This window comes from Sphingomonas degradans (assembly GCF_053502645.1).
On record NZ_CP177172.1, the window covers coordinates 1,569,479 to 1,582,537 of the forward strand.

At 67.1% G+C, this 13,059-nt stretch carries 10 protein-coding genes and 2 tRNA genes; 9 read left to right on the forward strand and 3 right to left on the reverse strand.

Annotated elements, in window-relative coordinates; genetic code table 11:
- Positions 1 to 12 precede the first annotated feature (12 nt).
- From ACG3SL_RS07055 to ACG3SL_RS07065, 3 genes are all read left to right on the forward strand, one after another.
- On the forward strand, positions 13 to 2,046 hold the full coding sequence (locus tag ACG3SL_RS07055; protein WP_448664429.1) for a prolyl oligopeptidase family serine peptidase: 2,034 nt from the start codon (positions 13 to 15) through the stop codon (positions 2,044 to 2,046).
- A gap of 184 nt (positions 2,047 to 2,230) precedes the next feature.
- Positions 2,231 to 5,248, forward strand: coding sequence for a valine--tRNA ligase (locus ACG3SL_RS07060; RefSeq protein ID WP_448664430.1), 3,018 nt, complete (start codon positions 2,231 to 2,233; stop codon positions 5,246 to 5,248).
- 110 nt (positions 5,249 to 5,358) lie between these two features.
- Positions 5,359 to 6,411: a choice-of-anchor A family protein gene (locus tag ACG3SL_RS07065; RefSeq protein WP_448664431.1), complete on the forward strand. Its 1,053-nt coding sequence runs from the start codon at positions 5,359 to 5,361 to the stop codon at positions 6,409 to 6,411.
- A 4-nt stretch (positions 6,412 to 6,415) separates the two neighbouring features.
- Here the strand turns inward: ACG3SL_RS07065 and ACG3SL_RS07070 are convergent, their stop codons facing one another.
- A complete protein-coding gene (locus ACG3SL_RS07070) occupies positions 6,416 to 7,294 on the reverse strand; it encodes a diacylglycerol/lipid kinase family protein (RefSeq protein WP_448664432.1) in 879 nt (292 codons plus the stop codon).
- 102 nt (positions 7,295 to 7,396) lie between these two features.
- On the opposite strand from ACG3SL_RS07070, the gene hemB reads away from it, so the two are divergent.
- The 4 genes from hemB (at position 7,397) to ACG3SL_RS07090 (ending at position 11,795) form a co-directional block, all read left to right on the forward strand.
- Complete coding sequence (hemB, locus tag ACG3SL_RS07075) at positions 7,397 to 8,383, forward strand: porphobilinogen synthase (protein WP_448664433.1); 987 nt, start codon at positions 7,397 to 7,399, stop codon at positions 8,381 to 8,383.
- Positions 8,380 to 8,910, forward strand: a complete 531-nt coding sequence (locus ACG3SL_RS07080) for a GNAT family N-acetyltransferase (protein WP_448664434.1) — start codon at positions 8,380 to 8,382, stop codon at positions 8,908 to 8,910. Before hemB ends, ACG3SL_RS07080 begins: the two co-directional genes overlap by 4 nt.
- Complete coding sequence (locus tag ACG3SL_RS07085; protein WP_448664435.1) at positions 8,907 to 9,428, forward strand: GNAT family N-acetyltransferase; 522 nt, start codon at positions 8,907 to 8,909, stop codon at positions 9,426 to 9,428. The genes ACG3SL_RS07080 and ACG3SL_RS07085 overlap by 4 nt, the downstream gene beginning before the upstream one ends.
- A gap of 126 nt (positions 9,429 to 9,554) precedes the next feature.
- The gene (locus ACG3SL_RS07090) at positions 9,555 to 11,795 is read left to right on the forward strand and encodes a spermidine synthase (RefSeq protein WP_448664436.1); all 2,241 of its coding nucleotides are present in this window, start codon (positions 9,555 to 9,557) and stop codon (positions 11,793 to 11,795) included.
- Between the two features lie 41 nt (positions 11,796 to 11,836).
- Here ACG3SL_RS07090 and ACG3SL_RS07095 read toward each other — a convergent pair whose 3' ends face one another.
- Complete coding sequence (locus ACG3SL_RS07095; RefSeq protein WP_448664437.1) at positions 11,837 to 12,328, reverse strand: hypothetical protein; 492 nt, start codon at positions 12,326 to 12,328, stop codon at positions 11,837 to 11,839.
- An 80-nt stretch (positions 12,329 to 12,408) separates the two neighbouring features.
- Here ACG3SL_RS07095 and ACG3SL_RS07100 point away from each other — a divergent pair.
- Positions 12,409 to 12,485 (forward strand) — tRNA-Arg (locus tag ACG3SL_RS07100).
- 167 nt (positions 12,486 to 12,652) lie between these two features.
- Positions 12,653 to 12,729, forward strand: a tRNA-Arg gene (locus tag ACG3SL_RS07105).
- A gap of 56 nt (positions 12,730 to 12,785) precedes the next feature.
- Here ACG3SL_RS07105 and ACG3SL_RS07110 read toward each other — a convergent pair.
- Complete coding sequence (locus tag ACG3SL_RS07110) at positions 12,786 to 12,998, reverse strand: hypothetical protein (RefSeq protein ID WP_448664439.1); 213 nt, start codon at positions 12,996 to 12,998, stop codon at positions 12,786 to 12,788.
- Positions 12,999 to 13,059: the final 61 nt, after the last annotated feature.

Below are 13,059 nucleotides of genomic sequence, written 5' to 3' on the forward strand. Positions count from 1 at the left end.
TATCTCCGTCCCATGAAGCACTTCCTCCTCGCGGGCGTCGCGCTCGCACTCGCCGCGCCAGCCTCGGCGCGAGACCTCACCATCGCCGATGTCGCCCAGCTTTCGCGCGTCGGCGCGCCTGTCGTGTCCCCCGATGGCCGCTGGCTCGTCTGGCAGCAGCGCGAGACCGATCTTGCCGCCAATCGCGGGCGCTATGACCTGTGGAAGCTCGACCTGACCCGCAAGGGCGCAGTGCCCGAGAAGCTGGTCGCCGAGGCCGACGTCAACGAGACCGGCCCCGCTTTCTCCCCCGATGGCCGCATGGTGTTCTTCCAATCGGACAAGGGCGGCGAAGACAGCGTCCAGTCGATCGCGATCACCGGCGGCGAGACGCGCAGCTGGTTCGCGCCCAAGGGCGGGTTCAGCGGGTTCAAGCTCTCGCCCGACGGGGGCAAGCTGCTCGTCTGGGCCGATCGCAAGCCCGGCGCGCCGACGATCGAGCCGGCGATGGTCAAGAAGGACCCCAATGCCGGGTCGGGCCGCGTCTATGACAAGCTGTTCGTGCGCCACTGGGACACATGGGCCAATGGCGAGCGCTCGCAGCTGTTCGTCGTGCCGCTGGGCGCCGACGCCTCTGCCGCCGTGCCCATCGCCGCCAGCCTCGATGGTGATACCCCGTCCAAGCCCTTTGGCGGGGGCGAGGAGCTGAGCTGGTCGGCGGACGGAAAGACCGTGTTCTTCGCACTGCGCGAGGCGGGGCGGATCGAGCCGCTTTCGACCAATCTCGACATCTTCGCCGCGCCTGCGGACGGGTCGGCCGCGCCGGTCAACCTGACGCCCGACAATGACGGGACGGACAATCTTCCCACGGCCTCGCCCGATGGCAAATGGCTGGCATGGTTTGCGATGGCGCGCGCCGGCTATGAGGCCGATCGCCAGGTGCTGATGCTGCGCGACCTCGCCACCGGGCAGGTCCGCGCGCTGACCGAAGGCTGGGACCGCTCGGTCGCGTCGATCGCCTGGGCGCCCGACAGCAAGACGATCTACGTCACCGCGCAGGATACGCAGGAAGAGCCGATCTTCAGCGTCGATCCAAAGAGCGGCAAGGTCCGCCGCCTGACGCAGCAGGGCGTCGTCTCCGCCGTGGTGCCGACCAGGACCGGCGTGGTGTTCGCGATGAACAGCCTGACGGCGCCCGACGATTTCTATCGGCTGAACGGCAAGAAGGCGGAGCGGCTGACCAGCGTGAACGCCGAAAAGCTGGCGGGCGTCGACCTGCCCAAGGTCGATCGTTTCCAGTTCACCGGCGCCAATGGCGACAGCGTATGGGGCTATGCCGTGCGCCCGGCATCGCTAGCGGCCGGGGCCAAGGCGCCCATCGCCTTCATCGTCCATGGCGGGCCGCAGGGATCGAGCAACAACAGCTGGTCCTATCGCTGGAACCCCGCCGTGTTCGCGGGCGCAGGCTATGCGGTGGTCTCGGTCGATTTCCATGGCTCGACCGGCTATGGTCAGGCGTTCACCGACGCGATCCGCAACAATTGGGGCGGCTGGCCGCTCGAGGACCTGCAAAAGGGTCTTAAGGCCGCGACCGACAAGTTCGCGTATCTCGATGCCGACAATGCCTGTGCGCTCGGCGCGTCCTATGGCGGCTATATGATGAACTGGATCGAGGGGCAGTGGCCCAATCGGTTCAAGTGCATCGTCCAGCATGACGGCGTGTTCGACGCCCGCGCCATGGCGTACGAGACCGAGGAACTGTGGTTCGACGAGTGGGAACATGGCGGCAAGGCCTATTTCGAGGACCCGCAGGCGTTCGAGAAGTGGAACCCCGTCAATTTCGTCTCGGCGTGGAAGACGCCGCAGCTGGTCATCACCAGCGAAAAGGACTTCCGCATACCCTATACCCAGGGGCTGGCCGCCTTCACCACGCTCCAGCGGCGCGGCGTGCCGTCGAAGCTGCTGGTGTTCCCGGACGAGAACCATTGGGTGCTGAAGCCCAAGAACTCGATGCAATGGTATGGCGAAGTGCTTGGCTGGCTGGGGAAATACACCAAGGCGGAATAGTCCCCACCAAAGTCCCCCTCCCGCCTGCGGGAGGGGCTAGGGGAGGGCGCGAAGTGGAGCTTCCATCCCCGCCGCCACCTCCCGCCGCCCGCACACACCCACCCCCGACCCCTCCCGCATGCGGGAGGGGAGATAGTGCGTCCGCCGCTTGTGCGAAGCGGGTGCCCGCCGCTAAGGCGGGGGCATGACCACCGAACTTCCCAAGACCTTCGACCCCGCCGAAATCGAATCCCGCTGGTACGCCCATTGGGAAGACACCGGGCTGTTCGCCCCCGAACGGCCGGGCGCCGATCCGTGGACGCTGGTCAATCCGCCGCCCAACGTGACGGGCAGCCTGCACATTGGCCATGCGCTCGACAACACGCTCCAGGACATCCTCGTCCGCCATGCCCGGCTGAAGGGCAAGGACGCGCGCTGGGTGGTCGGCACCGATCACGCGGGCATCGCGACCCAGATGGTGGTCGAGCGCCAGCTCAACGCGGCGGGCAGCAAGCGCACCGATTTCACGCGCGAAGAATTTGTCGCCAAGGTCTGGGAATGGAAGGAAGAGAGCGGCGGCGAGATCACCCGCCAGCTCCGCCGCCTCGGCTGCTCGATGGACTGGGCGAACGAGCGCTTCACGATGGACGAGGGCTTTTCCAAGGCCGTCCTCAAGGTGTTCGTCGATCTGCACAAACAGGGGCTGATCTACCGCGACAAGCGGCTGGTGAACTGGGACCCGGGCCTCGGCACTGCGATTTCGGACCTTGAGGTCGAGACGCGCGAAGTGAAGGGCAGCTTCTGGCACCTGCGCTATCCGCTCGAGGACGGCAGCGGCTTCATCCAGGTCGCGACGACGCGGCCCGAGACGATGCTCGCCGACATGGCAGTCGCGGTGAACGCCAGCGACGAACGCTATGCCGCGCTGGTCGGCAAGAAGGTGCGCCTGCCGATCACCGGGCGCCTGATCCCGATCATCACCGACGACCACGCCGATCCCGAACTGGGTTCGGGCGCGGTCAAGATCACGCCGGGGCATGACTTCAACGACTTCGAAGTCGGCCGCCGCGCCGGCATCGAGGCACGCGACATGCTCAACATGCTCGATGCCAAGGCGATGATTACCCAGACCCGCGACGGGCTGATCCCCGACGAACTGCTCGGGCTCGACCGGTTCGAGGCGCGCAAGGCGATCGTCCAGCGGCTCAAGGACGAGGGTTTCCTGGTCGCGTGGGTGGACAAGGACGGCGAGGCGCACGACGCCGAGCCGCGCACGATCCAGACCCCCTATGGCGACCGCTCGGGCGTGGTGATCGAGCCGTGGCTGACCGATCAATGGTATGTCGACGCCGCGACGCTGGCCAAGCCGGCGATCGAGGCCGTCCGCTCGGGCGCGACCAAGATCGTGCCGAAGAGCTGGGAAAAGACCTATTTCAACTGGATGGAAAACATCCAGCCCTGGTGCGTCAGCCGCCAGCTCTGGTGGGGGCACCGGATTCCGGCTTGGTTTGGGCCGGCAAAGCTCGAGAATGGTGAACTCGCTTACGCTGGCAATGAAGCCGTCGTTGCCCCCCCCTTTGTAGGTGAGACCGCTAGTGGGGTAATCGCTCAGGCAGCGGAGTATTACGGTTGTTCCCCAGACACGATTCGATTGGTCGATAGCCAGCAAGAAATCGTGGACCATATGTGGGACAAGCGGTGGATTTGGCTTCATCGCGATTCCGACGTCCTCGACACCTGGTTCTCCTCGGCGCTCTGGCCGTTCGCGACGATGGGCTGGCCCGAAAATCCTCCCCGGAACGGGGAGGGGGACCATGCGCAGCATGGTGGAGGGGGCGCGCCCCAAGCGATTCCCCCAGCCGCCAGCCCCCTCCACCACGACGCTGTGCGTCGCGGTCCCCCTCCCCGTGCCGGGGAGGATCGAACGCTCGGCGGCCGCTACCCGAACGACGTGCTCATTTCCGGATTCGACATCCTGTTCTTCTGGGACGCCCGCATGATGATGCAGGGTTTGCACTTCCTGGGCGAAGTGCCGTTCAAGACCCTGTATCTCCACGGTCTTGTCCGTGCAGCCGACGGCCAGAAAATGTCCAAGTCCAAGGGCAACGTCGTCAATCCGCTGGGGCTGATCGACAAGTACGGCGCCGATGCGCTGCGCTTCTTCATGGCGGCGATGGAGAGCCAGGGCCGCGACATCAAGATGGATGAGCGCCGGATCGAGGGCTATCGCAACTTCGCGACCAAGCTGTGGAACGCCGCCCGCTTCTGCCAGTCGAACGGCATCGGGGCGTCCTCCACGCTTGAGGCGCCGTCGGCAGAGCTTGCGGTAAACCGCTGGATTATCGCGGAAACCGTCGCAACGGTGCAGGCGCTCGACCTCGCGCTGGCCGATCTGCGCTTCGACGAGGCGGCGAACACGATCTATCAGTTCACCTGGAGCCGGTTCTGCGACTGGTATCTGGAACTCATCAAGCCGGTGATCCAGGGCCCAGCCCCCGTTCGGCCTGAGCCTGTCGAAGGCCAGGCGACGACCGATACGGACCCGGCCCTTCGACAGGCTCAGGGCGAACGGATTGAAGATGGCCCCGCGCGCGAAACCCGCGCCGTGGCCGGTTGGGTGCTCGACCAGATCCTCGTGCTGCTCCACCCGTTCATGCCCTTCATCACCGAAGAGCTGTGGTCGAAGATGGGGCCGCGCGACCATGAACTGATCGTCGCACACTGGCCGATGGCCGACGCCCGCGCACTCGATCCCGAAGCGGCGCAGGAGATCGACTGGCTGATCCGGCTGGTGAGCGAAATTCGCGCCGCGCGCACCGAACTGAACGTGCCGCCGAGCGCACGCCTGCCGCTCTATGTTCGCGATGCGTCAGACCAGACGACGGCGCGGCTTGCGCGCCAGCAGGGCGCATTGGCCCGGCTTGCGCGCGTCGATCAGGCCGAGGGCGAACTGCCCGAAGGCGGCTCGCTCCAGATCGTGGTGGACGAGGCGACCTATATGCTGCCGATCAGCGGCGTCGTGGACCTCGACGCCGAGCGCACCCGCCTGACCAAGGCGATCGCGGCGGCGGAGAAGGAGCGCGACGGGCTCGCCGGGCGCCTCAACAATCCCAGCTTCGTCGAGCGGGCCAAGCCCGAAGCGGTGGAGAAGGCGCGCGCCGACCATGCGGAGAAGGCCGCCGAAGCCGAACGGCTGAGCGCGGCGCTCGCGCGGCTAGGCTAGAGTGTCGAAGCGGGACGAAAAGGCGTGGGCGTTAACCACGTCTTTTCGTGCCGTCTCCGTGCCGGGCGCGCTATGCCGCCCGGATCGACGACGGGGATAGACAGACAGAGATGGTAGCGAAGATCCAGTTCACCAAGCGGCATGCGCTGATCCTTGCCGCTGCCACCGCGCTGGTGGTTCCCGCAATCGCGTCGCCGGTGGTCAACACCGACGCGCTGCGCGAGTGGAACCTGATCGTGCTGGGCGACCTGCAATCCTCGTCGGAGGTTGAAGGGCGCACCTTTGTCGGCGGCGATCTGAACGGCAATTCGTCCAACTATCAGATCAAGACGCCGGCACCGTCCTCGACGGGGCAGCCCGGGCTGACGGTGGTGGGCAACGTCAATGGCGGCACCAAGAATCTCAACAACGGTTCCGGCGCAATCGTCGGCGGGAACGTCAACAGCGGGTTCAATCTGAACGGTGCGGCGCAGACGGTGAAGGTCGGCGGCACGATCAGCAACACCAACGTCAATCAGAACACCGTCCAGTCGGGCCTGTCGCAATCCAGCCCGTCCTTCACGGCCGACCTGCAACAGCAAAAGAGCCTGTTGTCGAGCAGCCTTACCGACCTGTCGGGAACGCTGGGCGGGTTGGGCGCCAACAGCCAGTTGTCGATCAACGGCAACCGGGGCACGTTCGATGCGGCACCCAATGCGGACGGGCTGGCAGTCTTCTCGATCAGCGCGGCGCAGCTCAATGCGATCGGCGAAATCCAGTTCAACCTGAACGGCGCAGACACGGCGATCGTCAACGTGAGCGGCACCGACATCCTGCTGAACGACAACTTCTTGGGCGGCACCCAGGGGCTGGGCGAGCATGTCATCTGGAACTTCCCCGATGCCAACAAGCTCAACCTCACCACGGCCTGGGGTGGATCGGTGCTGGCGCCGAAAGCCGATGCGACCACCGGCAACTATATTCAGGGCTCTGCGGTTTTCGGCAGTCTGGTGCAGAACGGCGAAATGCACCTCGGCACCTATACCGGCAGCTATTACCCGCCGACCGGGACCAATCCGGGTGGTGGACCTACGCCGGTGCCGGAGCCCGGTACGATGCTGCTGTTCCTGCTTGGCGCGGGCGCAGTGGGCTATATGGCCATGCGTCGGCGAAAGCCCGCCTGATCGGTCAGGCGGCGGGCACCATCACTTCGATCACGCCCGCGGCGATCCGTGCCGTCACCGGCGTCTTGGCCAGCACTTCGCCGTCGATCGAGATCGGCAACGGCGGCTCGGTCGCGACGCGGATCGATTGGCCGCGAAACGTCTCGGTATCGTCGTGCCGCGCATCCAGCCGCAGCACCGATGCCGCCCAGTTGCGCACCAGCCGGCGCTTCACATGGCCCTTCACGGCCTGCACCACGATTTCGCCGCTGTCGACGCGGGCCTCGTCGACCAGTTCGGTGCCACCATGGAACGGGCCGTTCGAGATGCGGACTTCGACTACGCGCAGCCGGCGCTGGTCGGCGCCCTCGCCGACGATGAGGGTGAAGGGGTGGAAGCGGGCGAACTGGATCGCCGCCCAGGCGAGATAGCCGGCGCGGCCGAAGTATTTCTTGACGCCATGCGGCACAGTCTCGGCGATCTTGGGGGACAGGCCGATCGCGGCGGTGCTGGCGAAATAATCGTCATCGATCTGGCCCAGATCGATCCGCCGCGCCCGGCCGTTGACGATCGTGTCCACCGCGCCGTCGACGTCGAGCGGGATGCCGAGCGAGCGGGCAAAGCTGTTCGCCGTGCCCAGCGGCAGCACGCCAAGCCGGATGCTTCGACCCACCATCGCGTCCACATTGCCGCTGATCGTCCCATCGCCGCCGCCCAGGATCAGCAACTCGGGGTTGCGCACCACCGCCTGTGCGACCGTCGAGTCGAGCTTCGACGGGTCCTCCACCGCATGAGCTTCGACCGCGAAGTCCAGCGCCTTGAACCGCGCGCACGCCCGGTCGAACCACGCCTGTCCGTGCCGCGACTTCGTGTTGACGATCATGATGGCGGTCGGGCTGGTCATGGAAAACGCGCTTTCGTTCAGTGCAGAGCCGCCTAACGCTTTCGCAAGTGTAACGCTCCGCTGGTGCTTGCCTAGCCGGCGATGGGGGAGCAGTAACCCCGCATGACTCACTATCCTGCGCTTCGCCTCCGCCGCACCCGTGCCGCCGCCTGGAGCCGGCGGATGTTCGCCGAAAACGTGCTGACGCCTGCCGACCTGATCTGGCCGCTGTTCGTCACCGAGGGGACCGAGGAGGAGCCGATCGCCTCGCTGCCCGGCGTGTCGCGCTGGTCGCTGGCGGGCGTGGTCGATCGTGCGCGCGAGGCGGCGGCGCTGGGCATTCCCTGCCTGGCGCTGTTCCCCAACACCCCCGCCGGGCTGCGCAGCGACGACGGGCGCGAGGCGACCAATCCCGACAATCTCATGTGCCGCGCGATCCGCGCGATCAAGGACGCGGTGCCCGATATCGGCGTGCTGACCGATGTGGCGCTCGATCCCTATACCAGCCACGGCCATGACGGGATCGTCGATAATCGCGGCTATGTGCTCAATGACGTCACGGCGGCGGTGCTGACCGAACAGGCACTGGTGCAGGCGCAGGCGGGGGCGGACATCGTCGCACCCAGCGACATGATGGACGGCCGCGTCGGGCTGATCCGCGATGCGCTGGAGGCAGATGGCCGCGTCAACGTCCAGATCATGGCCTATGCCGCGAAATATGCGAGCGGCTTCTATGGCCCGTTCCGCGACGCGGTGGGTTCGCGCGGGCTGCTGAAGGGCGACAAGAAAACCTATCAGATGGACCCCGCCAATGCCGAGGAAGCGCTGCGCGAAGTCGCGCTCGACCTGGCGGAAGGCGCGGACAGCGTCATGGTGAAGCCGGGGTTGCCCTATCTGGACATCATAGTCCGTGTGAAGAATGCCTTCGAAGTACCCGTGTTCGCCTATCAGGTGTCGGGCGAGTATGCGATGATCGAGGCGGCGGCCGCAGTGGGCGCGGGGGATCGCGACACGCTGGTGCTGGAGACGCTGATGGCGTTCAAGCGCGCCGGCACCTCGGGCGTGCTGACCTATCACGCGCCGCTTGCCGCGCGGCTGATGGGCGCGTGATCCGCACGGAGCGGCTGTGGCTGCGGCCGCCGGGGCCGGAGGACCGCGCCCCGCTGATCGCGATGCTCAGCGATCCGGTGACGATGCGCGACCTCAACCCGGCAGCGACCCCGGCGACTGCCGCCGCAAGCCTGGATCGCCATGCGGGCTATCGCGCCGAGCGCGGGCTGGGCTTCTGGGTCGTCGAACACGAGGGCGCGGTCGCGGGGTTTTGCGGGCTCAAGCCCGGCGCCCCGAATACGCCGATCGCGGACGATGTGGAGATCGGCTGGATCTTCGCCCGGGCCTATTGGGGGCAGGGCCTTGCGGTCGAGGCCGCGCGCGCCAGCCTGGACTGGGGCTGGCTGCATACGCCGGCGCACCGCATCGTCGCGATCACCGGCGCCGGCCACACCCGCAGCCAGGCAGTGATGCAGCGGCTGGGCATGGCGCGGCTTGCCGATGGCGATTTCGACCATCCCAGTTTCGCCGCCGGAGACCCGCTTCGGCAGACGGTGACCTTCGCCATCCAGAGACCCGTGCCATGATCGAGACGCCCCGCCTGCTCCTGCGCCGCTGGGAAGACCGCGATCGCTCGCCGTTCCACGCGATGTGCAACGATCCGCGCGTGATGGAATTTCTGGGCCCGCATCTGTCGCGCGAACAGAGCGATGCGGCGATCGATCGGCAGAACGGGTTTCACGACCTGCACGGCTATTGCTTCTGGGCGATCGAGCGGCGCGCGGACGGCGCGTTTCTGGGCTTTTGCGGGCTGAAGCCGGGGGCCGCAGACACGCCGATCGCGGGCGATGTCGAGATCGGCTGGCGGCTCGCGCCCGATTTCTGGGGCCAGGGCTATGCGCGCGAGGCGGCGCAGGTCAGCCTGGGATGGGGCTGGGCCGGCGGGATCGATCAGGTCGCGGCGATCACGACGACGGGCAATCTGCGCAGCCGGGGCCTGATGACGCGGCTGGGGATGCAATACATGCCCGACGAGGATTTCGATCACCCGCTCGCGGTCGATGCGCTGCGTGCCCACGTCACCTATCGGATCGCGCGCCCCTGAACGGCTGCGCTTTACTTGGCCGGGGCATTCTGCTTGCCTGCCGCCCATGCAAGCCCCTCTGCCGCCCGCGTTCGTCCATTCCGGTTCCATAGGCGCCGCCGCGCCCGTCGCGACGACGCGACGCGCATGAGCGATCCAACGGGGGCAGGGTCCGCGCCGCGCCGCGCGACGCACTGGCTGTTTGTGCTCGCGATCCTTTCGGGATCGTTCCTGCTCTTCCTCGTCCAGCCGATGGTCGCGCGGATGGCGCTGCCCCGGCTGGGCGGCGCGCCCGCCGTGTGGAACTCGGCGATGCTGGTCTATCAGGCGCTGCTGCTGGGCGGCTATGCCTATGCCCATGCGCTGGGGCGGGTGCCGGCGCGGATGCAGGCGGGCATACACCTTGCCGTGCTCGCGGTCGCGGCGCTGTGGCTGCCGATCGGGCTGACCGCGATGGAATTGCCCGCCGATGCCGAGCCGGCATTCTGGGTGCCGTGGCTGTTCGGTGCCTCGATCGGCCCGCTGTTCTTCGCGATTTCGGCGCAGGCACCGCTGCTCCAGCGCTGGTACAGCGTGGCGAGTGGCGGGCGCGATCCCTATGCGCTGTATGCCGCCTCCAACATCGGCAGCTTTGGCGGGCTGATCGCCTATCCTCTGCTGGTCGAGCCTGGGCTCGCGCTCAAGGGGCAGAGCCTGTTGTGGACGATCGGCTATGCGCTGGTGTTCGTCCTGGTCGCCGCCTGCGCGACGATGCTGCCCCGCCGGATGGGGGGCGAGCCGCATGTCGCGCATAGCAGCGCGCCGGCAGGCGCGCGGCGCGTGGCGCACTGGATCGCGCTCGCCTTTGTCCCGTCGGGGCTGATGCTGGCGACGACGACGTTCCTGACGACCGATATCGTCGCGGTTCCGATGCTGTGGGTGCTGCCGCTGGGACTGTATCTGCTGAGCTTCTCGGTGGCGTTCCGCGACGATCGGACGCTGCCGGACGTCCTTAGCCAGTTCACGCCGGTCATCTTGCTGCTGTTCGGAGCGACGTTGATCGCCGGGCATCAGGCGCTTGCCTATGCCAACGCGTTTATCGGATTGGCGCTGCTGTTCCTCGTTTCGGTCGCGCTGCACAGCCGGATGTACGCGCTGCGCCCCGCGCCGGACCGGCTGACGGGCTTTTATCTGGCGATGTCGGTGGGCGGGGCGCTGGGCGGTGTCTTCTCCGGGCTACTGGCGCCGGTGGTGTTCGACTGGACCTATGAATATCCGCTGCTGATCCTGGCGGCGGGCGCGCTGGCGGTGCAGCGGCCGCTGTTGCCCGTGATCGGGCGCCTCTGGCAGGGCGGGGGGCAGGCCTATCGGATCAAGGTGCTGGCGTTCGCGCTGGCGGTTTCGGTGGTGGTGCTGATCGGCATCGCCAACCCCGGCGCGATGCTCGGCGAGATGAACGAGCAGATCGCATTCGTCGCCGTCGCGGTGCTTGGCCTGCTGGCGATCGGTGCGCGCGTGCCGTTCCTGATCGCGCTGGCGGGCGGGTTGTTCCTGTTCGGCGGCTATCGTTCGATCCAGATGTCGCTGTCCGACGCGCGTACCCGCAGCTATTTCGGGGTCTATACCGTCACCGAGGATGCGCGGGAGCGCCGGCTGGCGCATGGTACGACCGTGCACGGCATCCAGTTGCTGGGCGCGCGCTCGCGGTTGCCGACCACCTATTATGTCGCAGGGTCGGGCGTGGGGCAGGCGATGCTGGCGCTGCCGACGCTGTACGGCCCCGGCGCCCGCGTCGGCGTGGTGGGGCTGGGCTCGGGCACGCTCGCCTGCTACGCGCAGCCGGGTCAGAAGTGGCGCTTCTACGAGATCGACCCGGCGATCGTGAAGCTGGCGCGCGATTCGGGGCGCTTCACCTTCCTGCCGCAATGCCTGCCGCATGCCGATGTCGCGGTGGGCGACGCCCGCGTGCGGCTGGCAGAGGCGCCGACCGGGAGCCTGGACCTGCTCGCGCTCGATGCCTTTTCGTCGGACGCGGTGCCGATGCACCTGATGACGGCGGAGGCGTTCGACACCTATGGCCGGGTGCTGGCACCCAACGGGTTGTTGCTGGTGCACATCTCGAACCGCTTCCTCGCGCTGGCGCCGGTCGTGGCGGCGGCGGCTGAGCGTGGCGGCTGGCACGCGGCGCGGATGATCTATTCGCCCAGCGCGCTGGAAAAGCGCGACGAGGCCAGCGTGTCCGACTGGATCGCGCTGTCGAAGGACCCGGCGATGGTGGCGGCGCTGACGGTGCCGAATCGCAGCTGGACTCCGCTGACGCCGACACCGGGCTTCACCGGCTGGACCGACGATTACGCGTCGGTGCTGGCCGTGATGCGCGTGCTGCATCCGGCGATGGCGGAGGATTAAGCGGCTGTTTTAATGGCGGTGCCGGCGCGCTCCCAAACAGCTTAAGCGGCTGCGATTCCCGATTCCAGCGCGCGGATGCGGGCGTCCTGCGCCGCCAGCACCGCGTTGGTCGACTGGATCGCCGCGTCGAGCGCAGGGTAGGGCGGCTGGCCGGCCTGGCCGCGTTCGATCACCATCTGCTCGAGGTCCGACAGGCGCGTCAGCACCGGCGCACGGAGCGATTCGAGTTCGCTCAGTGCCGCCTGGGCATCCAGCCACGGGCTGGACCCGGCGGGCAGGCCCCGCGCCACCGCAATCTTCGATTCGGCCTTCTGCGCAGAAGCGTCGAAGGCCTGCTTCGCTTTCTCGATCGATCCCATGACTTCGGCGAGCCGGGTATCCAGCGTCACGTCGGGCGTGGCGGCGGCGACCGGACGCACCGGCTCGGCCAGGCTCTGCGTCTCGATCGGACGCGGGAGCAGGGAGGGATAAGTGGCGGGGCTCTGCGTGCAGCCGGCAAGGGCGATCACGGCGAGGAGAAGGGGGCTGCGCATGAAATCGCTCTATGCGCCAAGAAAACTATGCGCAACGGGCTTGCGCTCCCACGATTCGCCATCTAACAGCGCGTCTCCCGGCGCCCGTAGCTCAGCTGGATAGAGCATCAGACTACGAATCTGAGGGTCGGACGTTCGAATCGTTCCGGGCGCACCAACATCCCCCGCCAGAGCCACCCGGCTCGGCGGGGGTTTGTTTTTCAGGCGTTTGCCGCCGATTTCCCGCACTTTCCCCGATTTCGCACCGCGCACCGAAAGATATGCGAAAGCCATGCAATGCGCGGTTGCGCTTCCGCGAATTGCCGTCTAACAGCGCCTCTCCTGGCGCCCGTAGCTCAGCTGGATAGAGCATCAGACTACGAATCTGAGGGTCGGACGTTCGAATCGTTCCGGGCGCACCAACATCCCCCGCCAGAGCCGCCGGCTCGGCGGGGGTTTGTTTTTCAGGGCACTCCCATCAGCGCGGCACGTCGAAGCTGTCGAGGATCTTGGCCCCCGCCATGAACACGGCCACCGGGCACAGCAGGAACAGCGCGCGTCCGCCCCATCCGGGATATTGCTCCAGATAGTGCATCCCGCGCTCCACCGCCCCGGTGCCGAGGCCATAGATGATCAGATAGGCCTCAAACTTGGTCTTGATCGTGAAGAGGCGGCGCAGGCGGTGCAGCATGCCCGGCACCCTGCAAGGGCCGGACCAATGGCGGATTTCCGGGAAACCGCCCTTTGCGAAC